This window comes from Halobacillus sp. Marseille-Q1614, assembly GCF_902809865.1.
In the GTDB taxonomy this organism is placed as follows: domain Bacteria; phylum Bacillota; class Bacilli; order Bacillales; family Halobacillaceae; genus Halobacillus_A.
This window is the reverse complement of record NZ_CADDWH010000001.1, coordinates 2999791-3022713: the sequence shown is the minus strand read 5'-3', so window position 1 is coordinate 3022713 and position 22923 is coordinate 2999791. Positions and strand designations below refer to the sequence as shown.

The following is a 22923-nucleotide window of genomic DNA, read 5'->3' as shown; positions in this document are numbered from 1 at the left end:
TAATAGGGAGGCGGGAGAAGAGTGAAATACAATCAATTTGGTAAAACGGATATGAAAATTAGTGAGTTGAGCTTTGGGACATGGGCAATTGGAGGAAACTGGGGAAAAACAGATGATCAGAAATCGCTAGAAGCCTTAGAATACGCGATGGATCAGGGTGTTAACTTTTTTGATACGGCTGATGTTTATGGAATGGGGCATAGTGAGGAACTCCTTGCTCAAGCGACCAAAGGAAAAGAAGACCAAGTCTACATAGCGACTAAATTTTGTCGTCAGGGAGACATTGAAGACCCGGCGAATTACTCAGAAGAAGCCGTTACCGAGTATGTAGAGAGAAGCCTCAAGCGGTTAAATCGAGATCAGATTGACTTATATCAAATCCACTGTCCTCCTTTTGAAATCATGAAAGAAGGTTCGGTTTTTGAAGTATTAGAGAAATTAAAAGACCGGGGAAAAATAAGGTATTACGGCGTGAGCGTCGAAACGGTAGAAGAAGGCCTGTTTGTACTTAATCACACAAATGCGAGTGCACTGCAGATTATCTTTAATATTTTCCGCCAAAAGCCCCTGGAGGAGCTGCTTCCTAAAGCTCAGGAAAAACAAGTGGGAATTCTTGCCCGCGTCCCTCTCGCCAGCGGACTGTTAACAGGGAAATTTAATGAAGACCATCAATTTGAAGAGAGTGATCACCGCCATTTTAATCGTAACGGTGATGCTTTTAACGTAGGGGAAACATTCGGAGGACTAGAATTTCAAAAAGGCGTAGAACTAAGCCGGAAACTGGAATGGATCGCTCAGGATAGAGGAAATATGACGAGAGCAGCTTTAAAGTGGATTATGCAGCAGGAAGCAATAACGAGCGTCATCCCGGGCTTTAAGAATGTCGGGCAGGTGGAAGATAACTTAAAAGCCATTGATGTTCCAAGTTTTACAGATAACGAATTAGCAAAATTAAAAAACTTTTATAAGGGTGAAGTTCATGAGCATATACGAGGAGTCTACTAATCCAAAGCTTGGCCGCAGTAAAATGAATCTTGAAGTAATAAAGTTAGGAGATGGGTGGAAGCATTATCATTTAAAGAACGAGAAGGGCATGGAGGTTTCCATCTTAAATTATGGCGGAATTATTACTCGTCTGCTCGCTCCGGATCGACATGGACAACTCGAGAATATCGTCCTTGGTTATAAGGATTTAAAAGATTATAAGTCCGATTCCAACTTTTTTGGTGCTCTTATTGGAAGAGTAGCCGGCCGAATCGAAAAGTCATCCTTCCAGTGGGAAGGCAAGAATTATCTGCTTGAGGCTAATGACGGTGCGAACCACCTTCATGGAGGCTCCCAAGGATTCCACCAAGTATTGTGGAACGCAGAACCTTTTCAAACTTCAAAAAGTGTCGGGTTAGTCCTCAGCCAGAGGTTCCTTGCAGAGCAGGATGGATATCCTGGTAATTTAACGGTGCGAATTACGTATTCACTGACGAATGACAATCAGTTGGTTATTGATTATCAGGCGAAGAGTGATCAAACGACACCATTGACGCTTACGAACCATTCTTATTTCAATTTAAGCGGTAGATTAAAGCGCACGGTACACAATCATGTCGTTACAATGAAAAGTGAACGATATGTAGAGTTAGACGAGCAGCTGATTCCAACGGGGAAAATCCTGAACGCTGAACAATCGTCATTTGATTTTCGTAGAGGTCGAAAGCTGAAAGAAGGTATTAGCTCTGAAGATAAGCAAAATCTGATAGCCGGCGGAGGCTACGATCACTATTTTATTTTCCAGGAGGCAGAAGAGGAAGTAATCGTTGTAACAGAAAAAGAGAGCGGGCGGCGCCTTACCATCCACACCGATCAGCCTGGTGTCGTGATGTATAGCGGGAATCAAATGAGTGATGAGCTTGAGCTGAGTGAAGGGAGTTCTAAGAAGCACTTAGGCGTCTGCTTTGAGACACAGGCTTCTCCTGCTTCTCTACATCACGAAGGGTTTCCATCTGTAGAATTAAAAGCTGATCAGCCTTATGCCAAGCAGACTATTTTTACTTTTGATACGTTTTAACAGACAGAGTGACCATACTGTCAGCTTGTAGAGAAATCTCATGCTTTTTAGACGACCGACTTTTCTTTCAAAGGATCGGATACAGCAAAGGGCACCGATTCGCTTTCCATGGGCGAAACGCTGAGCTGCCCTTAACTATTATGGGCAGCTCAGCGTTCAGTAAGAGAGAAATTCTGCTATCAAGGATTTTTTTTAAGAATTCATTCCATCTATCTAGAGTGAGCTGGGTGGAGGAGAGTCTTTTTCTGTCTTAAGAAACTTCCAAGGATCGAGGACCCTTCCACTCCTGCGGAAGAACGAGTGAGCCGAGATCGCCGAGCGTGGGTTTCGTGAGGAAGCTCGGGCGCTCGTCCGCGGAAAGGGAAGGGGGCTTCGCTCCTGGCGGCAAGAAAAAAGCTTGCGGAAAACCAGGGGTTTCTCCACACGCTGAGCCAGAGAATATCTCTGTCTTTTTAACCTATTTGTAGAAGGTATCAAATTTTTCCCATGTCTTCTCCAACTGATCCAATCGACCGGTAAGCTTTTCTTCTTTCGCTCTGCCAATATAATTGATCAACGCATTAATTAAGCTTAAAGGGGCCGTATAAGAATCAATGAACGACGGCATTTGAGTAGAAACCGTGAGAGCTGCTTCTGTTCCAGGAAGTAAAGGAGAAAAGGAATTATCCGTGATCGCTATCGTTTTAATGCCTTTCTCTTTAGCAAAAGAAAAGATATCAATGGTCTTTTTCGAATAACGAGAAAAACTGAGACCGATGACTAAGTCTTTCTCTGAAGCCTTAAGAAATTTTTCTGCCGCCTCATCTGCCGTTCTGATTAATTCAGCGTCCTCCATAATAAGGTGAAGGTAATGGTGCATAAACAGGCCTAACGACCGTGTGCTGCGGTTTGCCACAATATATATTTTTCGAGCATCAAGCATCAATTGTACAGACTTTTTAAAGGAAGCTAAATCAAGTTTTTCAAAAGATGATTGGATATTTGCGATATCATCCTGAAAGATTTCGTAAACTCCTTTTTCATCTTCCGTGTGGTAGATCTCATTAGACATTTTCATTCTTTCCTGGGCTGTTAACTGTGTGTGCATAGAGTCTTGCAAATATTGCTGAAGCTCATTGTAGCCGGAAAAACCAAGAGTTGTGGCAAAACGAAAAACAGTAGCATCACTCACCCCGGTAAGCTCGGCTAATTTCCCAACAGTAAAGAATGGAACGGTTGAGCGGTTATCTAAAATATAATTGGCTACCTTCAAATGAGATTTACTCATAGAGGGCCTTTTTTCTGCAATTGTCTGGTAAATATCTTTCATGGCTTTAACTCCTTAAGCTATGGTTTAGTACTTTTTTTAAAGCTTCTCTATGGGCAGCAACCGTCTGGTTAATGTCTTCTTCTGTATGAACGATCGATAGAGAGTATCGGTTTAACGGCTTAATATATACACCCTGGTTTAGCAGCTCATAGTCAATTTTTTTACGCAGATCGGTATCGGCCTGGTCCATATCACGATAATTCTTGATGGGATCGTCAGAAAGAACGATATTAAAAATACTTCCCATTCCTAAGGTCTGCATCGGAATATTAAAGCTCTCATATAATTGCTCAAGATCTTCTCTCAGCTTGCGGGTTATTGTAATTAAATCTTCCATCGTTTCCTCTTGTTCTAAGAGACGGATGGTCGCAAGCCCTGCGGTAAGGATGGTAGGGTGGCCATTATAAGTGCCGCTGTGAAATAGAACGTCCTGTTTAGAAGCGTCAGTTTTCCCGGCTGTTAAAATATCGCGTCCTTGATCGGGTGCGCTGACCATCATAATTTCTTTTTTACCTCCGACAGCCCCGATTGGAAAGCCGCCTCCAAGCACTTTTCCTAATGCTGTAATATCTGGTTTAACGCCGTATATCTCTTGAGCTCCGCCAAGACCTAATCTAAAGCCTGATTTGACTTCATCGAAAATAAGCAGAATTCCCAGTTCTTCTGAAATCGTACGTAAGCCTTCCATGAAATCCTGGTCAGCGGGAATGAACCCGCCCTGGACAGGTTCTAATACTATGGCCGACAATTCATCTGCATGTTCCCTCAATAATTTTTCAGCAGCTGGTAAATCATTAAATGGAAGGATCACTGTGTTCGCTGCGATTTCTTCCGGCATTCCGCTAGATTCGCTTATTGCATTCGGAGCTTCACGGCTGCCGGCTTGGTCTAACGGTGGATTGATGCTCACTAGACTTGATCATAACCTCCGTGATAGTGACCTTCAAACTTGGCAATTTTATTTTTTCCTGTGTAAGCGGCGGCCATTCGGATAGCCAGCAGCGTTGCTTCTAAACCGGAATTTGTGTAACGGACCATTTCAATACCAGGGTACAAATCAACAAGCTTTTCAGCCATTTTGGTCTCTAATCGATGGGGGGTGCCAAAGATAGTTGTGCCTGATTCTTTTAACTGTCTGGAAATTGCATCTAGTACATCGGGGTGCCCATGTCCTGCAATTAATGCTCCATAACATAGCAGATAGTCGACATACTCATTACCGTCTACATCATATAAACGACTGTCTGTGCCCTTCTCCATCATAAGTGGATAAGGCGGGAAGTGTTTAATATTGGCTGTTACTCCACCGGGAATGACGTCAGCAGCTTCTTTGTATAACTCAGCCGACTTTTTCGATTTCTGAGTAAATTGTTCATTTGGCATAATGAACCTCCTGTTGAAATGATTATTTCGTAGAATTATAACACGTGAAATATTTATTTCAACATGCACCTGGTTCTTTATTTATGAAGAATTATCTGTGATTAGATCAGCCCATAGTCCACCTTTCTATAAAAAACCTCAAAACGGGAACGTATGTTCTCTTTTTGGGTAGGATTCTAAAGAATAGTATGGTACAATAATAAGCAGATAATATTCCTTTTAGGGTGGTCGGCTAACCCCGTGATGTAAGGGGGTGATGCCTATTAGCATGTATGAAGTTCTGACAATCATGTTGACGTTTGGAACGTTTTTGATTGCATTGCTCGCATTGATCATTGAAATGATCAATAAAAAATAGACCTCCCTATTAACCTGACAGTTGATCGGGAGAGGCCTATTTTCGATGAATAGCTGATCCCCTGGGGGAATCATTATCTAGAGGTCGCAGTTGCAGCTGCGGCCTTTTTTATTGTATGTCCTTCTACATAGTATAATACCATGCTTATTACTTTTTTACCACAATCGTGTGGGTTTAAACAAAAAGGATCGTCGAATGACGATGCTTTCTCGAAAGTTCTTTTTTATTTAACAACCATTACAGGTGCTTTAATATATTTCATTAATTTATGGCTGACACTGCCGAGCATAAGAGTCTGAAACTTGTTTCTGCCGCGGCTTCCGACGACAACACAATCATAGGCTCTTTCATTCGCGTAAGAAATAATTGTTTCAGCAGGTTCACCATGCAGAATCATAATATTTGCTTCAATTCCATTAGATTCAATGTTTTGAATGGTTTCAAGAAATCTTTCTTTTCTTTTAATCGTCGCTGTATCCGCATCTCCGTACTTTAATATATCACTTTTCGAACCATCTCCATCTACAGAATAGACGAGTTCAATTTCTACTTGCTCTTTATAAGGATTCACCATTTTTATGGTTTGTTCGATGGCGCGCTGAGAATGCTCGGATCCATCAGTGGCCAGCAAAATTTTAGTAAACATACAAGTTCTCCTTTATAAAATTTTAGTGGCCCGCACTTTTAGAAACCCCGCCTAGTTTGTTTAAGAGGCGGGAGCTTTCTCCGTTTAACCCTTTAAACCTCACTTGAATTCCTTGCTGTTCAAATTTAGCTTCTAAGCTGTCTAAGGCTCCAATAGCTGAATCATCCCATAAATGAGACTGGGTGAGATCGATTTCGACTTCTTCTACATTATCTTTAAAATTGATAGAAGCTAAAAAGTCTGTAACTGAGGCAAAGAATAATTGGCCTTGTACATAATAAATTTTCTTTCTGCCTTCATTCACATACAGCTGCAGTACACGTACTTTAGAGATTTTTACGGCAAAGAAGATCATGCTCAGTACCACGCCTGCCAGAACGCCATATGCCAGGTTGTGGGTATAAACCACGGTGGCAACCGTTACAATCATAACGGCAGCGTCTGTTTTTGGAACACGATGAATGTTCGTTAAAGAACTCCAGTCAAATGTCCCAATGGAAACCATAATCATGACACCTGCTAATGCAGCCATAGGAATTTGTACTACTACGTTTCCCAGGGCAATAATTAAGAACATGAGAAATACACCTGCGACAAGTGCGGATAAACGCCCGCGGCCGCCGGACTTCACGTTAATAACCGATTGGCCGATCATCGCACAGCCGGCCATCCCGCCGAAGAAACCGGCGACGATGTTCGCCATACCCTGTCCGCGGCTTTCCTGATTTTTATTACTCTCTGTATCGGTCATATCATCAACGATAGATGCTGTTAACAATGACTCAAGTAAACCAACAATCGTAAGTGCCAGGGAGTAGGGTAATATGATCATTAATGTTTCCAAGTTTATTGGAATATTAGGAAGTGCAAAGATAGGAAGCGATTGAGTAAGCTCACCCATATCTCCTACATTTCGAACACCAGCGTTCATATATATCGCTATAAACGAAACTGCGATAATGGCAACTAAAGGCGATGGGATCGTCTTATTTACTAATGGAAATAAATAAATGATAGCTAATGTTATTCCTACTAATACATAGATAATCCATGTTTCATCTACAAAGTGCTGAAGCTGTGAAGTGAAGATTAAAATCGCCAGTGCATTTACAAAGCCGACCATTACGGATCTTGGAATGAATTTCATAAAACGGGCAAGCTTAAACACTCCAAATAAAATTTGCAGGACACCCGTCAGGATTGTAGCGGCGAGCATATATTCAAGTCCGTGCTCAGCTACAAGTGTAATCATGACTAGAGCCATGGCTCCAGTAGCAGCGGAGATCATGCCCGGACGCCCGCCGACAAAAGCAATTACCACAGCAATACAGAAGGAAGCATACAATCCTACCATAGGGTCCACACCAGCAATAATAGAGAAAGCAATTGCTTCAGGGATGAGTGCCAGTGCTACGACTATGCCTGCCAGGATATCTCCCTTCACATTACCAAACCATTGTTCTTTTAAGCTTGTTGTAAACATATTCAACCTCTTTCTTTTAAAAATATTCTTCGACTGCCGACTCTCACAGCAGCCGCTTTATAGACGTTCGCCTTGTTTCAATCGTTCAATACATTCGTTTAAGTCATCTTTCTTAACGCGCCAGTGACTTCCAATTTTGAAAGCTGGGATTGTGCCTTTTTGAACTAATTTATAAGTTGTCATCTCACTAAGCTGCAAATAGTCTGCCACCTGTGAAACTGTCATAATTTCGCGTTCCATTTTTATTCCTCCATAGAAACCCCTTATAAAAAAGGAGCAATCATTATAATGAGTTATAACCGACTATAATAGAATATAAGAGGGGTGAAGATAATGCAATGCCTTTTTTTCTATTAGATTAATACTAATAAACTTGAATTCGTTGAGGGATGTAAGGGGCAGCGCTTACAAAAATTTTTGGTTTTTCTTCATTTGAGAAAGCGGATGGATACGCTAAACTAGAAGTAAGACATAATTTGAGGAAGGTTTGATGGAGCAGAACCGTGAAATCATGACAATAGCCCAGGTAGCCGAGTATTTGCAAATTAGTGAAATGACCACATATAAACTCGTCCAAAATGGAAGAATTCCAGGCTTTAAGATTGGCAGCCATTGGAGGGTTAAAAAAGAGGATTTAAGTGTTCTTATTTCTAAATTAGAACATGGAGAAGAACTGTAACAAAAAAGCTGTCCCCGCCAATTGCGGGGACAGCTTTTTAATATTCTATTACTTCTGATCGCCGTTATTTTTCAACAATACTTTTAGTCCATTTCCCATATCCGAAGCTAAAACGTAGTTTCTATTTACATCTACGCCCCAGAAGTAAGCATCTTTAGGCTGATATTGTCCTGTTTGTACAGGATTAGCTGGATCAGTAATATCAACAGCAAATAATCCTCCGGCATAGTGGGACAGGTAAAGCGTGTTGCCCTGGACTTTCGGATCGTGTACTGTGTTGGCAAATGTAACGCCGTCCTCTACGTTATCGACTAAGTCCGTCTTAAACGTGCTTAATTCTTTCGGGTTGGTTGGATCTTTAATATCAAAGATTCTCGTATAGCCGTAAGATTCTTCATATCCCTCTTTAACAGGGTTATACACCTCTCTAGTTTCAATTAAGACATTGCCGCCTTGAGCTAAAGCAGCAGAGTGAGCGGCGCCTTGAACTTTAGGAGCATAATCTGTACGGCCTTGATATTTCACATCGTATGGATCGGAAATATCAAGGATAATTGTTCCTAAATCCCAGAAGGATAGCAGCGCTGTGTCCCCGTTATTGCTGGCCATGGCGCTGTGGTTAAATACAGGGCGTGTTTTTCCATCTGGAGAATTCCAGTGGTATCCGTTAAAGTCTTCTGAGACTTCCGGAAGAATACGAGGGTCAAATTCATAGATCGTTTTCGGTTCAGCTGGATTAGAGACGTCGACTAAAGCGAAGTCTTTTTCTTCTCCATGAGTGTAATAGTCAGCATAAGGGTTAGCTGATAAAACAAATGGTTTACCGTCTTGAATCGTTAAGTATAGTTCGTGAGTTCCAGGGACGCGCTTGTCCATTTCCCAGAATCCAAGCTTTTCAGGATTATGTGGATCGGAAACATCATAGAGGAGGAAACCGCCTTGAGAGGCCGGGTTACTTCTATCTAACTGCTGTACGCTGACTACCGCTAATTCCCCTTTAAATTCCGGAGTATTGACGGATTTTACAATGACTTTTTCCTGCCAGGTCCCAGGAATATCATCCGCAAATTTAGCTATTTCAACGGGATGGGAAGGATCTTTTAAATCAAAAATCCGTACTCCTCCCTCTCCGCCGGAAGCTGTATGGGTACCGACATAGGCATACCCTTTGTAAGCATACACGTCTGCTGTATTGTTTTGTACTCCGTCATATTTTTTTAATTGAACCGCAGCTGCTTCACTCCAGCTGGATAGATTTTTTGATCCTTCAATTTTCGGAATATCATTTAAGTCTGCTTCATGAGATCCTTTATTGATGCCTGTCCCATCAAGCATGTCATGGGCGAAAGCGGTGGGCGTAAATAGTGAGAAAGCGAGGGCTCCCGTCAGAGTTGTACGTAAGAGAAGCTTTTTGTTCATTTAATTTCCTCCAATTCAAATTGTTTCCATATAACGGTATCATAGGTCAGGTTTATAATCATTAATTTTCAGAAAAAATAATTCGAAACTCGTAATACTTTTGTGAAAACCTTATGTAAGATTACCCTGTCCAATCATTTTACACCCTTATTTCGACCTAATTAATCCGCAAAAAAAGAGGGAGGGCCCCCTCTCTTCCATTTAGTAGTAAGGATAGTACGGATAATAAGGATAAAACGGTGCCGCGTATGGATAGAGAGCAAGGGCCGTCAGCGCTGCTAATGGAAAAACGGCTCTTCTGAAACGACGGGCTCTCCAGCCTCCATAGCCATAAGGATAAAACTGTCTGCTTTCCCCGTTGGTTTCATTTCCGTTCTCATCGACCATGACTTCTTCCCCCATGAGAACAGTAACGTCATCATCATTTACATCCGTAATGATCCCATCAAACGAAGAACCGTCTTCCATAGAAACCATGACGTGATAAAATTTATGCTTGTTTACGTCCTCATGAGTAGGCTTTACTTGCGCGTTTTGATAATTATAGTTATTCCGTGCATCTATCATGCTCATCAACTCCTCAAAACCATGATACGCACCCAGTTCAGAAGTGTGACAACCGAATAGTTAATTAGTATTCCTTACAATTTTCCCCATCTTTTAGTACACTTGAAAGAAAAGAACATGAGGTGAAGTTATGGAAAAGAGAGCACCTATCGATTTAGGAAAGCGGATTCATTTAATTGACGGCTTTGATCTGGGAGTCCCTGGGCGGACAGGTACATATGTTATCGAAGAGGAGCAGTTGACGCTGGTTGAAACAGGACCGAGCATGTCAGTTCCGCGAATTTTGGAAGGGTTAAAAGATTTGAGTCTCGATGTGAAAGACGTCCGCTATATTATTTTAACTCATATCCATTTAGACCATGCCGGGGGAGCCGGACTGTTATTGAAAGAATGTCCGCAGGCAGAAGTCATTGTTCATCCGAGGGGAAGACGGCATATGGCGGACCCGTCCCGGTTGATTGAGGGTGCACGTGCGGTGTATGGGGATGATTTCGATCGTTTATTTGATCCGATTGTTCCTATTCCCGACGAAAAGCTGATCATTAAGGAGGATGACGGTGCACTGGAGATTGGGCCCGACTGTACGCTCTCATTTTTAGATACACCCGGTCATGCCAAACACCACATCGGAATTTATGACCCTGTAAGCAAAGGTGTGTTCACAGGAGATACAGCGGGTATTCGTTACCATCAAATAGAAGGCGTGACATTCTATTTACCTTCGACATCTCCGAATCAATTTGATCCTGAAGCTATGAAACAATCGATTGAGCGGATGAAGCAGCTGGAATTGGAGCGTGTCTATTTTGGTCATTTTGGAATGTCGGAAGAACCTGAAGCAGCTTTTGACCAGGTCGTTTCATGGATTCCGGACTTTTTATCGGCAGCGGAAGAAGCGATAGAACGTGAAGAAGGTGTAAAAGGAATAAAGGAACGCTTACAACATAAAATTTATACTTATCTTAAAGGCTATTCCATCGAGGATGACCATCCTGTTTATGAAGTCATTAACCTGGACATTGAAGTGTGTGCGATGGGATTGGCTGATTACTTTCATAAGCAAAGGGGCTGAGTCGCATGCCGGTTTACAAGTCCTATTTAGATGATATTTCGACGAGAAGGTGGTAATTATGATAAAAGCAGCGTTACTCAGTAAATGGCACGTTCATGCTGTTGATTATGCGAAACAGGCACAGGAGCAGCAGAATTTATCGATAGAAGCTGTTTGGGATGAAGAAAAAGAACGGGGAGATCAGTGGGCACAAGAGCTGGGAGTTCCTTTTGAGCCTGACTTAGAGACCGTCTTATTAAACTCGGAGATTGATGCTGTTATCGTAACTACTCCAACGATCAGCCATAAGGATGTGATCGTATCTGCCGCAAAGCACAAGAAGCATATTTTTACAGAGAAGGTACTGGCCTTAACGGTAGAAGAGTGTAATGAAATCTTAGCTGAAGTAGAAAAAGCGGGTGTTCAGCTGATGGTTTCTCTTCCGAGGCTGGTGGAGAGCTATTATTTATATGCACAGGAAGCTTTGGACAAAGGTTGGCTGGGGCAGCTTACAATGGTCCGCTGCCGAATGGCGCATAATGGTGCTGTCGCTTCCGCTGATCATCCAGACGGCTGGCTGCCTGCGCATTTTTATGAAAGAGAGCATACGGGAGGAGGAGCTTTTATTGACTTAGGAGCTCATCCCATTTATTTAGCGAATCGCCTGGCAGGAACCCCGCAAGCTGTAATGGCTAGACTGCAATCGGTTTTCCATCAGGACGTTGATGATCAGGCCGCAGTCATCGTGGATTATGAATCCGGAACCCTTGGGATCCTTGAAACAAGCTTCGTATCCGGGGGAAGTCCTTTCCAGCTGGAGCTGTACGGTACCGAAGGAAGTATACTTATTGAACAAAATGAATTACGTATTAAGAGCTCACATTTAAACACTAAGGACTGGGTGAAGCCGGAGGAAATGATGGAATCACTCCCAATGCCGCTCGTTCAGTGGGTGAACGCCATTGAAAAAGGGGAAGAGCCTACAATAACGAAAGAGGATGCCTTGAATTTAACACTAGTTAACGAAGGTGCAGCTCTTTCTGAAAAAGAAGGAAGAAGAGTAGATCTTCAGCCGATAAAAAACAGCCTCGCCAGATAAGAGGCCACTGAAAAACTGAAGATCTGTGAAAGGTAGAATTTTAAAAAGCGGTCTGTGTGGAATTTAATTTCCAAACAGACCGCTTTTCTTCTAATTTTAAGAGATTTGTGCCCTCTATTCCTTCATAAGATTAACGATTCATTTCACATTAGCAGTGAAAATCGCCATCGTACCTTAAATGCGCATGCCTTCGAGACCCGAAGATGAGACCACCTAACATCCGTGTCGATGCTTCAGTTCGCTATTCTTCGCTTCAATCTTATATCGTTCTTTAACCTTTTGCTTGAAGTTCTCACTGTTTTGAAAGGCGAGTTGACCCATATGTCCTTCTGATTTAGGCTGACCGAATAACTCTTGGTTTTGGCCCCAGGTTTATAACATCTTGAGACAGGCGTAATTCAGTCGAAGTCTCTCATCCTTGATGCGACGCACACCAGAGCTCGATACAATCAAACATTTTCTCAAGAAGTATTGCGTACCCGTTTTATCGTACTGACTTAAATTCACGGTCTAACATCGAATCCCTCACTTTTATGTATTACTCTCATTGTAGAACAAAGGCTTAAAGCGCCCTGGTAGACACGAAACGCATAAGCAAAACGGCCGGAGGAAGGTGGCCTTCCCTTCCGCAGGGCGGATGGCTTATGACGCGAGTGTCTAGGCGCTGGAGCTGGATGTCGCACTTTTAAACATATATATCCACGGCTTGGAATTTTATAATTTCCTAGACAACAAGAAAAAAGAGTGACTTTCTTTTATAAATCAAAGAAAATCACTCTTTTTAGATTGGCCTCTGTTGATACCACGATGAGCGTTCGGTGGTGACGCCTGCGGGAACAGCGCGAGTCGAAGATCCACTTGGTCAAGTGATCTTCTTGACCAAGTTAGCTGAGGCTGTGCCCGCGGCAAGCATCCACCGACAAGGGATTCGTGAGAATCAACAACAAACTTTAACAGCTCTTTTAGAGAAAGGACTTTTTCAGTGGACTCGCCACATAAGGCGGGCTGTTTTTTATTGATGGGCAAAGTTAGACTTAATCAGCTGTTCTGATACATTTAGAATCTCGGAATGATGAGGCTTGTAATCAGTGACCGTCTCATCCTGTTGAATGACAATACGCTCGCCGTAATCTCCCCTTAATAGAAAGACATCTTCATTGATATAGCGGTTGATGTTATGGCCGAGGGCGCTGCCGGCCAATGCATCTTCAGAAAAGCCAAACCAGTCGAGTAGAGTTGGAGCAGTATCGATTTGGCCCATCACATCATCTATGAGGAGCGGCTTTTGGATATCTGGATTCGAAACAATGAGTGGAACAGGAACATAATCAGTGCGCCACTGATCCTCCGTAATTTCTTCCCCTTTCCATGCTTCCACTTCCTGTTTAGATTCTCTAAACAAGCCATTATGGTCTCCATAGATGACGATAACAGTATCTTGAAGCCCGCCGTTTTCTTCCATCGCCTCCATAAATTCTCCTAAATAATGATCGGTATAGTGGATGCTTTCGAAATACTGCCCAAGATGAGAGCCTTTCATGTCATCAACATCGATCATTTTCTCTTCCTCAGGTATTATAAAAGGAGTATGGGAGGTTAACGTAATCAGACTGGCGACATAGGGCTTCTTCACAGTCTGCAAGTGATCCGCCGTCTGCTCAAAAAAAGCTTCATCACTAAGTCCCATTCCAATCGACTTTTCCTCAGCATGTTTATAATCGGTAATATCGTAGTATCGATCAAACCCCATCGAAGGATAGACGGCCTCCCGATTCCAGAAGGACCCCTCATCCCCGTGGAAAGCTGCCGCTGTATAGTCTTTTTCTTTAAATATTTTAGTGAGAGATGGATAATCAGCCCCCGGATAACGAAAGAATGTGCTTCCTTCTTTCAAAGGATAAAGGCTGTTTAATACGAGCAGTTCAGCGTCAGAGCTGTTTCCTTCTGCAGTTTGCGGATAATAGTTCGTAAAAGAAACGCCGCCTGACGCAAGCTTGTTTAAGTTCGGGGTAATTTCTTCACCATTAACCTTCTCTCCTAAGACAAACTGCTGAAGCGACTCAAATTGAATGAAAAGCAGATTTTTCCCTTCGAAAATACCAGGCATCATCAACGGTTCTTCCCGTGGAACCGCATAGTCTTCACTTGCCAGCAGTTCGTTAATGCTTTGTTTTTCATCCGCAGAAAGTTCAAGAAGCTGCTGTGAGGTAAGGAACTCCACCCAGTCGATCGCCTGGTGGCCAATCAAACCATAGTTACTTAAATGGGAATCGGCGGTGTATTTTTTAAACAACAAATCTCCTTTTCCACTTACTTGCATGGAAATCGGCTTTAAAGATAAAAAGATAAGAGAGAAGACAACGAGAACGCTAAATGGTTTAAAACTTCGTTCGCTAATAACCGGCCCCGACGTTCTAATATATCTTTCATAAAAGATCCATAAGGTTAAAAGAAAAGCGTCGATGAAAAAGACAATCTGCCAAAACGCCATTTGTTCGAAAATGCTTTCTGACATGCCTGAAAGATTGGAGCTCTGTAAAGTAACATAAGAAGAAAGCGGTGTCTGAAAATAATCCATATATAAATAAGATGACCAGCAATAGAAGCTGACAGCTAAGGAAATCAAGGCCCCGTACCAGAAATAATATTTTCTAAAAAGAAACATGATGCTGAAAACAAGGAGAGAGAAGCTCAGCGAGACGAGAAGGGCACCTTTTGACCAGTCAGACAGAAGATGATGACTGACGCTGGCAAGCTTGATAAAGGAAGCTAACGTAAAAATAGAAAACCAGATCATTCTTTTCATCGTGACACGTCCTTTTTTCTAGGTGGTTATAGTATGGGGGAAGAGATGGAAAATCATTCATAAATTTAGATGGGTATTCGATAATAAATGAGAATACAAGAGGCAAGGTCTGATAGAATGAATAGAGACTGATCAAAATGATTCTCACACAAGAAAAAATATAATATACTTAGTATGTGAAATACTTCACTAATGATTTTATAGTTAGGAGCTATACCATATGAAGCACCTCAGGGAAATAGCCTTTTCACAGCGGTCTGTTGTTATCACACTTGCGATTATGGCAGTGCTCATGGGCGCTGCGATCATCGGACAGGCTTATTACTTTGTTGCAGTGATCGAAGGTGTTTTTTTAAATAAAGCGTCATTTACATCTGTTCTTCCGCTGTTAGGAGGATTATTAGCTGTGCTTGCATTACGGGCCGTACTTATGTACGGTGCAGGACGTACAGGGATCAAGCTGGCTTCCAGGGCTAAAAACATGTTCAGGAAATCTTTATTAAATAAATATGCGAAAAATCCGGTCCAAGCTTCTATGCAGGGGCAGTCAGGGCGGAAAATCAGTGTGCTCATGGACGCCGCAGACGATGTCGACAGCTATTTCAGCAGCTACATTCCGCAAATGATACAAACCGCAATCGTTCCCTTCATGATCTTAATCGCTGTGTTTACGCAGCATTTATATTCCGGTTTAATTATGATCATCACAGCACCATTTATACCTTTTTTTATGGCGCTGATCGGAGTGATGACGAAGAAAAAATCAGACGAGCAGCTTGAGAAGATGGCTGCGTTCTCTGGCAGGTTCCTCGATACACTGCAAGGCTTAACAACCCTGAAGCTGTTTGGGAGAGCCCGGAAGCAGAGAGAGCTGATTGAAGAAAGCAGCCTTGGGTTTCGCGATGCCACGATGGAAGTGTTAAAAGTAGCGTTCGTTTCTTCTTTGATGCTTGAATTCATCTCCATGCTCAGCATCGGTTTAATTGCTATGGAAATCGCAATCCGCCTTGTCGTCTATGAAAATATTTCGTTTTTCTCTGCCTTTTTCATTCTCATTTTAGCGCCTGAATTTTACCAAGTGCTTAAGGATGCGGGGACCGCTTTTCATACAGGGCGCGGAAGCATCGTTGCTGCTCAAAAAATAACCGGAGAACTGGATAAGGAAACACAGACGCCAGCCTGGGGCAATGAATCGCTGAATACGAATGAACCACCGTCTATTGATTTATCACACGTAAGCTTTCGTTATAAAGAGGAAGGGTTTGCTTTACAGGCGATAAATGCCCATATCCCAGCTTACAGCCAAGTGGCCGTTGTCGGGCGGACAGGGTCTGGAAAAACGACATTGCTTCACTTGCTGGCTGGACTGGCGCCGTCTAAAGAGGGAGAAGTCCTTGTAAACGATCAGCCGCTCTCTTCCTACAGAGAAAGGGACTGGTTTGATCAGCTGAGCTACATTTCCCAGCATCCTTATTTATTCTCAGGGACGATTTCTGATAATATCGCGATCGGCTCTCGCGATGTAACGAGAGGGCAAGTGAAAGAAGCTGCAGAAAAAGCAGGGATAGCCTCAATGATTGAGTCCCTTGAAAAAGGATATGACACGCCAATTGGTGAAGCCGGACGCGGCCTTTCCGGCGGGGAAAAGCAGCGCGTGGCTTTAGCCCGTGCGTTCTTAAAGCGTCCATCTATCATCTTGTTTGATGAGCCGACAACAGGACTCGATCTATATACGGAAAAGGTTCTTCAGCAGTCGATGAAGGAGCTGGGCCGGTCATCAACAGTAATTACTGTAGCCCACCGCCTGCATACGATTCAGCAGGCTGATCAGATCTTTTTTTTAGAAGACGGGAAGCTGGCCGGTTTGGGCACACATGATGAATTAATCGCCAAAGTTCCCGAGTACCGCCAAATGGTTTCCGTCCAGCAAGGAGGGGAGGCGCGATGAAAGAATTAGGGATTGTTGTAAAGCTCGTAGTCCTCGAGAAAAAAGATATTTTTCTTTCGATCTTGTTTGGGTTTTTAGCAGGGATATCTGCTGTCGGCCTATTTGCCTCCAGCGGATACCTGATATCCCGGGCAGCATTTGCGCCTCCGCTGTATGCTTTAACCGTAGTCATTGCTGTCCTTAAGATGTTTGGTTTTATCCGGGCAGCAAGCCGTTATGGTGAACGGTATTTTTCCCATAGAGCCACATTTACGATTTTAAGTAATTTACGCGTTTCTTTTTATGAGAAATTAGAACCGCTTGCTCCAGGAATTCTGCAGAAGTATCGAAGCGGGGATCTGCTGTCACGGATTGTCGGAGATGTAGAAAGCCTGCAGAACTTTTTCTTAAGGGTGTTCTATCCGCCAATCGTTCTCATAATCGTGTTCTTAAGCACGATTTTCTTCACATCTTTTTATTCGTTTGGAATTGCTGCAGTGCTGCTTATCGGTTTATTGATTACCGGTTTTGTCGTGCCTGCACTGTTTGCCTTAAGGCAGAAACGGATTAATTCGCAGGTAAGGGAAAGCCGTGGAGCTCTCTCTACGGAAGCAGCCGAACTTCTATATGGATACCGTGATTTAAAGATCTACCAAAAGCTTGAACAAAAAGAAGAAGAATTGATGAATGCCGCCAAAGAATACGTCGGCGAACAGGAGCGTGAGGGCATACACTCCGTTCTCAGCCACTCAGTGAACACGATGGTGTCACTTGCTGTCTCCTGGGTAGTTCTCGGGCTGGGAGCATGGCTCGTTGCTGAAGGTGATCTAAACGGCATCTTTCTGGCCATGCTGGTAATGGTCTCACTGACGGTATTTGAAAATGCTACACCGATGGCGGTATTTCCGGTCCACTATGAAGACAGCCGCCGGGCTTCAGAACGCTTATTCTCGGTTGTTAAGGAAAAGCCGCAGCCGGAACCGAAATCTCGGGTCAGGCTTAAAACAGGAGAGGCACCATCGATCAAGCTGGAAAATGTATCCCTGTCATTTCCTGGAGAATCGAGAAGGGCACTCCGTAACATTAGACTGCAAATTGCTAAAGGCTCTAAAACGGCTATCGTGGGCGCGAGTGGTTCAGGGAAATCAACGCTGCTTCAAGCCTTGTTAAAAGTACAGCCAATCGAAGAAGGAGAAATCCTTTTAAGCGATATTTCTTTAGAAAAAGTAGAGCGCGAGGATCTTTGGGCACGTTCTAATGTCGTGCTGCAGGAAAATCACTTTTTCTACGGCAGCATAAGGGACAATTTGGAGATCGCTTCAGACGGACTGGGCGACGATGATTTAAAAGATGTGCTGAAAAAAGTGAAGCTCGACCACTTTTCCCTGAATGATGAAGTACTCGAACGTGGAGAGAACCTGTCAGGCGGAGAGAGGCAGCGTTTGGCCATTGCTCGTGCCCTCTTAAAAAGAGAGCGTTTATGGCTGCTTGATGAACCGACGTCGTCGGTGGACGCACTGACAGAAAGAGCGCTTTATGAAGAAGTTTTTACTCAGGCGCAGGATGATACCGTTATGCTTGTCAGTCACCGCCTCGCCGGTCTTGAAAGCATGGATCAGATTATCGTATTCGATCAGGGAGAGATAGTCGAAGCCGGTACGTTTGCTGAGCTGATGGCTCAAAGGGGTTATTTTTACCAGATGAAAGAAATTGAAAAGAGCGTGTTTTTATAAAAAGCAGGACGAATCATATTCGTTCTGCTTTTTTGTGTTGTGAATAGATTAGTTATAACGGGAGGGGGAAGAAGATGTATCCTCAATCTATACAGAGACGGCTGATCACCGTCAGCGGCGCAGGGAAAATGTCCGCTCAGCCGGATGTTGCAACCGTACAGCTCGGTGTAGTAACGAAGGGGAAGGATTTAACAAGAACTCAGCAGGAAAATGCACGGGTTATGACACAGGTAATCCAGGCTGTTGAAGGAACAGGTGTGCCGCGAAGTAATATCAGGACAGTCGATTATTCGATTCAGCCTCAGTATGACTATATAGAAGGGCAGCAGGTTTTTCGTGGATATGAAGTAAGAAATATTGTTTCCGTAACGATTGAAAATATAAACCAGACAGGAACAGTGATTGATACGGCGGTTCAAAATGGAGCGAATCAAGTAACAAATATCGAATTCTCTGTGCAGAATCCAGAAGCTCTGTATCAGGAGGCGCTCTCCAAAGCGTTAAAAGAGGCTTACAGGAAAGCTCAAACCATTGCTCAGACGATGAGGATGCAGCTTGATCCGTCTCCGATTAAAGTGGTGGAACGAAAGCAGGAAGGGGTAGTCCCTTTAGCTCAGACGGCAGTGTTTAGTGCGCCAACACCTATTGAACCTGGCCAGCTTGAGGTCGAAGCTTTTGTGGAAGTTCAATTTCAGGTTTATGTATAAAAAAGCCACAGATCATATCTGTGGCTTTTGAGTTCCGTTTTAGAAAAATGGGGAAGGACCTGGGGAAAGCGAGTGATTTCCCTGCCCCACTTCTCCATTCTTCGTCATTGGAACTAACTTTCTCTTACGATCTAAAGCTTTTTAACAGAGCTACCTATATAACGAGTCTCCGGGCTCGAGGATGGGGACTTCAATATCGACAGTGTCTGGATATTTAATACCTGCTCCTGTATTTAAAACAACAACCTGTTCATTTTCTTTGATCCAATTTTCCTTCCTTAACTGACGGGCTGCGAGGAAGGAAGCCGCACCTTCAGGACATACAAAAGATCCTTCTAACTGGGCAATTTGCTTCTGTTCTTCTAAAAGGTCTTTGTCATCCACGGCAATGGCACAGCCGTCTGTTTCATAAAGAGCGTCAAGGACAAGGAAATCACCAATTGCCTTAGGAACATTGATTCCAAAAGCAATGGTCTCTGAGTTTTCCCAGAAGCTTGATTCATGCTTGCCTTCTTTCCAGGCTTCAACGATCGGAGCACAGCCTTTAGATTGAACAGCGACAAGACGAGGAAGCTTCTGTTCCGGGGACACCCAGCCTAATTGCTGAAGTTCATTTAGTGCTTTATAAATGCCGATTAAGCCGACTCCTCCTCCAGTAGGATAGAGAATTACATCAGGCAGCTGCCAATTGAGCTGTTCAGCAATCTCAAGCCCCATCGTTTTCTTTCCTTCAATTCGGTAAGGCTCTTTTAAAGTAGAAACGTCATACATTCCTTTTTCTTCTGCCGCCTTGGCAATAATTTTTCCGGCATCACTAATTAAACCGTTCACCAGAAATAAATTCGCTCCTGATAAAGCACATTCATTTCGGGTAATACTCGGGGCGTCAATCGGCATGACGATCGTAGAGCTCATTCCGGCTCTCGCCGCATACAGAGACCAGGCGGCACCTGCATTTCCGTTAGTGGGCATAGCGAGCTCTTTTACATCCAATTCTTTGGCTTTGGAAACCCCAACAGCCGCTCCTCTTGCTTTAAAAGCTCCCGTTGGAATAATCCCCTCATCTTTCATCAGGAGATGAGGGATGTTCATATCTCCACCAAGTGATGGAAATTCAACGAGCGGAGTCATTCCTTCTCCGAGGCTGATTTTGTTTTCTTCACTTTTTACAGGAAGTAATTCATGGTAGCGCCATAAATCCGGCTGTCTATTAACAAGATCACCAGGGGCAAGCGCCTTTGAAAGCTCCTCAAGTTTATAGTCAACGAGCAGGGGAGAGCCGCAGGTACATAAGTGATTCTCCTCTTCTGTTGAATAAGTTTTTGAACATTTCGGGCAGTATAGATGGGAAACATAGCTATAATTCAATAGAATATCCTCCTCTATGTAATGATAATTTCAGCCTATCATAGATGTTTAAAGAATGTTGGTTAAACGTTTGTTTAATATGAAAAAGCTGCCTCCACTGAGGAAACAGCTCATTTACAGTTCTGCTTTTTCTCTTCTTTTACTTCTTTAATTTTTATCGTACAGCAAGGCTTTTCTTTTTTTGATCCAAAAATCTTTTTTAAAATGCTCATTTTTTCTTCCTCCCTTATATTGTTTCTGTTAAAGATGGGTGTAGCAGCGAATCTGCAAGACTCCAGCGTTCAAGAAAATAAAAGCCTTTATATGAGATAGAACAAGAATCCTGACATGGAAGCCATAAATAGTACAGAACCAATAAACGCGAATACCAGTTTCTTTTTAAAAAGGCTGTGGAGCATTGTTATTTCGGGAAGGCTGGCGCCCGCCGAACTAATCATAAGGGCCATTACAGGGCCAAGAGCCATCCCTTTAGCGAGCATAATTTGCGAAACAGGAATCATCGTAGATAACCTGATGTAAAGAGGAATTCCGGTCAGCGCTGCAATCGGAACAATCCACCAGTTTTCACCGCCCATATAAACAGCCATCCATTCAGCAGGAACGAAACCTTGAATAAAGGCTCCAATACCCGCTCCTAAAATGAGAAAGGGATAGACCGTCTTCATTAAGTTCCATGTTTCGTTCATGGCTGCCCTAATATTAAAACGTTTTTCCTCTTGAGGAGCATTCTCTACAATGACATTTTTTAATTGTTTTTCAAATCCCAGTGCACTTAAGGAGAACCCTATAATTATTGAAAATATTATGGTAAGGATCGTGTAGAAAAGACTGATTTTCCAGCCTAGTAAGTAAGTCATGAGCGTAAATATTGTCAGGTCTAGTACAGGGGAAGCGAACAAGAAAACCATGACGATCGAAAACTTCACATGATTGCGAAGCAGGTTCACTACAATAGGAATGGTAGAACAAGAGCAAAAAGGTGTGACAAAGGCGAACATGATTGCCGCACCAGCCTGAAGCAGCGGGTGACTGTGATTCATCAGCCGTTCCATTTTGTAATAAGGGATAACACCCTGTAGCAAGTTAATAACAAGTGATATTCCTATAAAGAGAATAGTGAGCTCAAGAGCAATGCTGATAAAGCTCAGAAAAACATCCATCATATTTTCACCTCCAATTAATCGATTTTTTTTGATTAATAAACCATGTTAGGACACTGCACATCCACACTCGCAGCATTTCGGCTGTTTTTTGGCAAACAGCACTTTAAGCGGGCTAAGGGAGAATCCAGAGCGCTGGTTAGATCTCCGATTATTTTGAATGGATTGGCGAATCTCTTCTCTGTGAAGCTTTAATAATTCATAATGCATCGTAATTCCTCCTTTCATCAAATTTTTTTGATTTATAGTTTAAAAAATTAATCCCGACGAAATAAGCAGCATAGCTCTTCAGACAGCAGATGGTTTAATTGTGAATGATTCAAGGTGTAATAACTCCACGTTCCTCTAGTTTCTTTTTCGATAAGCCCTGCGTCCATGAGGATTTTTAAGTGGTAAGAAAGCTTTGATTGAGGCAGTTCCATCGTATCTGCCAGGTCGCACACACAGACCTCTTTTTGCTGAGTTATTTCATGAAGGATTTGGAGTCTGCGCTGGTCAGATAGTGCTTTAAACTTCTTTTCGTATTCCGCAAAGGTTCTCTGCATGGAGATATCGGTTACTTGTATTTCTTTAGTCATGGCAGGTGTCTCCTTCATCAATGTTTTTTGATTAATATAAGTGTATGCCATTTATATCCATATTGCAACTAATAAATCAAAAAAATTGATTTACACATTTTTTATACTTTGATGGTTTACTTCAACATATAAGTATATTATTATATGTCTTGGTTATAGCTAAAAAAGAAATGAAAATATGATGCATTACACTTGCTTATATAAGCATATGCTTATATTGTGATAAGAGAGGTGAGGTTATGGAAAAAACAATCATCGATATTGAAACTGCAGCACAGACACTTAAACTGTTAGGAGATAAAACACGTTTAACGATTATCGGCCTCGTTAGTAATGGAGAGTGCTGTGTATGTGAGTTTGTTGAGGTTTTGAAAATGAGTCAGCCTTCTGTCAGTCAGCATTTACGAAAATTACGTGACGCTGGGCTGGTGAAGGAAAATCGAAGAGGTCAGTGGGTTTTTTACTCATTAAATAAAAATCACGAAACCTATCCGATCATTCAGCAAATCTTAGAGCAGATTCCAGATCAAATAAAAAAATTACGTGCATTAGAGGAAGCGGGATTACGCATCCAGTGCGATTAACAGG

The 22923-nt window shown here is 42.7% G+C and carries 23 protein-coding genes and 1 pseudogene; 10 read left to right on the top strand and 14 right to left on the bottom strand.

Annotation, left to right across the window (positions count from 1 at the left end; genetic code table 11):
* Positions 1-21: 21 nt before the first annotated feature.
* Together HUS26_RS15055 and HUS26_RS15050 are read left to right on the top strand one after the other, a co-directional pair.
* Positions 22-1005 (top strand): aldo/keto reductase, encoded by a 984-nt coding sequence (locus tag HUS26_RS15055; RefSeq protein ID WP_173917907.1) that lies wholly within the window; start codon positions 22-24, stop codon positions 1003-1005.
* The gene (locus HUS26_RS15050; protein WP_254434219.1) at positions 980-2062 is read left to right on the top strand and encodes an aldose epimerase family protein; all 1083 of its coding nucleotides are present in this window, start codon (positions 980-982) and stop codon (positions 2060-2062) included. The genes HUS26_RS15055 and HUS26_RS15050 overlap by 26 nt, the downstream gene beginning before the upstream one ends.
* Before the next feature lie 457 nt (positions 2063-2519).
* Here HUS26_RS15050 and HUS26_RS15045 read toward each other — a convergent pair whose 3' ends face one another.
* Genes HUS26_RS15045 through HUS26_RS20290 form a run of 3 tightly spaced genes read right to left on the bottom strand, consistent with a single transcriptional unit; the run spans position 2520 to position 4754 of the window.
* Positions 2520-3371, bottom strand: a complete 852-nt coding sequence (locus HUS26_RS15045) for a MurR/RpiR family transcriptional regulator (protein WP_173917906.1) — start codon at positions 3369-3371, stop codon at positions 2520-2522.
* Positions 3372-3375: 4 nt separating this feature from the next.
* Positions 3376-4281 (bottom strand): aspartate aminotransferase family protein, encoded by a 906-nt coding sequence (locus HUS26_RS15040; RefSeq protein ID WP_371809602.1) that lies wholly within the window; start codon positions 4279-4281, stop codon positions 3376-3378.
* Positions 4281-4754 carry an aminotransferase class III-fold pyridoxal phosphate-dependent enzyme gene (locus HUS26_RS20290; protein ID WP_371809601.1) on the bottom strand — a complete coding sequence of 158 codons (474 nt, stop codon included), beginning with the start codon at positions 4752-4754 and terminating at the stop codon, positions 4281-4283. Before HUS26_RS20290 ends, HUS26_RS15040 begins: the two co-directional genes overlap by 1 nt.
* A 268-nt stretch (positions 4755-5022) precedes the next feature.
* Here HUS26_RS20290 and HUS26_RS15035 point away from each other — a divergent pair, with 268 nt between their 5' ends.
* Complete coding sequence (locus tag HUS26_RS15035) at positions 5023-5112, top strand: putative holin-like toxin (protein WP_254434218.1); 90 nt, start codon at positions 5023-5025, stop codon at positions 5110-5112.
* Positions 5113-5335: 223 nt separating this feature from the next.
* Here the strand turns inward: HUS26_RS15035 and HUS26_RS15030 are convergent, their stop codons facing one another.
* Genes HUS26_RS15030 through HUS26_RS15020 form a run of 3 tightly spaced genes read right to left on the bottom strand, consistent with a single transcriptional unit; the run spans position 5336 to position 7481 of the window.
* On the bottom strand, positions 5336-5758 hold the full coding sequence (locus HUS26_RS15030) for a universal stress protein (protein WP_173917905.1): 423 nt from the start codon (positions 5756-5758) through the stop codon (positions 5336-5338).
* Between the two features lie 22 nt (positions 5759-5780).
* A complete protein-coding gene (locus HUS26_RS15025) occupies positions 5781-7241 on the bottom strand; it encodes a SulP family inorganic anion transporter (RefSeq protein WP_173917904.1) in 1461 nt (486 codons plus the stop codon).
* Positions 7242-7298: 57 nt separating this feature from the next.
* Complete coding sequence (locus HUS26_RS15020; RefSeq protein WP_173917903.1) at positions 7299-7481, bottom strand: helix-turn-helix domain-containing protein; 183 nt, start codon at positions 7479-7481, stop codon at positions 7299-7301.
* Between the two features lie 250 nt (positions 7482-7731).
* On the opposite strand from HUS26_RS15020, the gene HUS26_RS15015 reads away from it, so the two are divergent.
* A complete protein-coding gene (locus HUS26_RS15015) occupies positions 7732-7920 on the top strand; it encodes a helix-turn-helix domain-containing protein (protein ID WP_173917902.1) in 189 nt (62 codons plus the stop codon).
* Between the two features lie 48 nt (positions 7921-7968).
* On the opposite strand, the gene HUS26_RS15010 is transcribed toward HUS26_RS15015, so the two are convergent.
* The gene (locus HUS26_RS15010) at positions 7969-9339 is read right to left on the bottom strand and encodes an LVIVD repeat-containing protein (protein ID WP_173917901.1); all 1371 of its coding nucleotides are present in this window, start codon (positions 9337-9339) and stop codon (positions 7969-7971) included.
* Positions 9340-9540: 201 nt separating this feature from the next.
* Positions 9541-9906 (bottom strand): hypothetical protein, encoded by a 366-nt coding sequence (locus HUS26_RS15005; RefSeq protein WP_254434217.1) that lies wholly within the window; start codon positions 9904-9906, stop codon positions 9541-9543.
* A gap of 130 nt (positions 9907-10036) precedes the next feature.
* Here HUS26_RS15005 and HUS26_RS15000 point away from each other — a divergent pair, with 130 nt between their 5' ends.
* Both HUS26_RS15000 and HUS26_RS14995 read left to right on the top strand, forming a co-directional pair.
* Positions 10037-10978, top strand: coding sequence for an MBL fold metallo-hydrolase (locus HUS26_RS15000; RefSeq protein ID WP_173917900.1), 942 nt, complete (start codon positions 10037-10039; stop codon positions 10976-10978).
* A 58-nt stretch (positions 10979-11036) separates the two neighbouring features.
* On the top strand, positions 11037-12056 hold the full coding sequence (locus HUS26_RS14995) for a Gfo/Idh/MocA family protein (RefSeq protein WP_173917899.1): 1020 nt from the start codon (positions 11037-11039) through the stop codon (positions 12054-12056).
* 174 nt (positions 12057-12230) lie between these two features.
* Here the strand turns inward: HUS26_RS14995 and HUS26_RS20070 are convergent.
* Both HUS26_RS20070 and HUS26_RS14990 read right to left on the bottom strand, forming a co-directional pair.
* Positions 12231-12436 (bottom strand): annotated as a pseudogene (locus HUS26_RS20070) (IS5/IS1182 family transposase); the annotation flags it as partial.
* A gap of 632 nt (positions 12437-13068) precedes the next feature.
* Positions 13069-14862, bottom strand: a complete 1794-nt coding sequence (locus tag HUS26_RS14990) for an LTA synthase family protein (RefSeq protein WP_173917898.1) — start codon at positions 14860-14862, stop codon at positions 13069-13071.
* Between the two features lie 220 nt (positions 14863-15082).
* Between HUS26_RS14990 and cydD the strand changes: the two genes are divergently transcribed.
* The 3 genes from cydD to HUS26_RS14975 all read left to right on the top strand — a co-directional run bounded on the left by cydD (position 15083) and on the right by HUS26_RS14975 (position 19229).
* Positions 15083-16810, top strand: a complete 1728-nt coding sequence (gene cydD, locus HUS26_RS14985; RefSeq protein WP_173917897.1) for a thiol reductant ABC exporter subunit CydD — start codon at positions 15083-15085, stop codon at positions 16808-16810.
* Positions 16807-18522: a thiol reductant ABC exporter subunit CydC gene (gene cydC, locus HUS26_RS14980; RefSeq protein ID WP_173917896.1), complete on the top strand. Its 1716-nt coding sequence runs from the start codon at positions 16807-16809 to the stop codon at positions 18520-18522. The genes cydD and cydC overlap by 4 nt, the downstream gene beginning before the upstream one ends.
* A gap of 74 nt (positions 18523-18596) precedes the next feature.
* Entirely contained in the window at positions 18597-19229 is a 633-nt protein-coding gene (locus HUS26_RS14975) for an SIMPL domain-containing protein (RefSeq protein WP_173917895.1), read from the top strand.
* Between the two features lie 150 nt (positions 19230-19379).
* Here the strand turns inward: HUS26_RS14975 and HUS26_RS14970 are convergent, their stop codons facing one another.
* The 4 genes from HUS26_RS14970 to HUS26_RS14955 form a co-directional block, all read right to left on the bottom strand.
* The gene (locus HUS26_RS14970) at positions 19380-20597 is read right to left on the bottom strand and encodes a threonine synthase (RefSeq protein WP_173917894.1); all 1218 of its coding nucleotides are present in this window, start codon (positions 20595-20597) and stop codon (positions 19380-19382) included.
* A gap of 299 nt (positions 20598-20896) precedes the next feature.
* Positions 20897-21757, bottom strand: a complete 861-nt coding sequence (locus tag HUS26_RS14965; RefSeq protein ID WP_173918874.1) for a permease — start codon at positions 21755-21757, stop codon at positions 20897-20899.
* A 48-nt stretch (positions 21758-21805) separates the two neighbouring features.
* Positions 21806-21967 (bottom strand): hypothetical protein, encoded by a 162-nt coding sequence (locus HUS26_RS14960; RefSeq protein ID WP_173917893.1) that lies wholly within the window; start codon positions 21965-21967, stop codon positions 21806-21808.
* A gap of 47 nt (positions 21968-22014) precedes the next feature.
* The gene (locus HUS26_RS14955) at positions 22015-22302 is read right to left on the bottom strand and encodes a metalloregulator ArsR/SmtB family transcription factor (RefSeq protein ID WP_173918873.1); all 288 of its coding nucleotides are present in this window, start codon (positions 22300-22302) and stop codon (positions 22015-22017) included.
* A 272-nt stretch (positions 22303-22574) separates the two neighbouring features.
* Between HUS26_RS14955 and HUS26_RS14950 the strand changes: the two genes are divergently transcribed.
* On the top strand, positions 22575-22919 hold the full coding sequence (locus HUS26_RS14950; protein ID WP_173917892.1) for a helix-turn-helix transcriptional regulator: 345 nt from the start codon (positions 22575-22577) through the stop codon (positions 22917-22919).
* Positions 22920-22923: the final 4 nt, after the last annotated feature.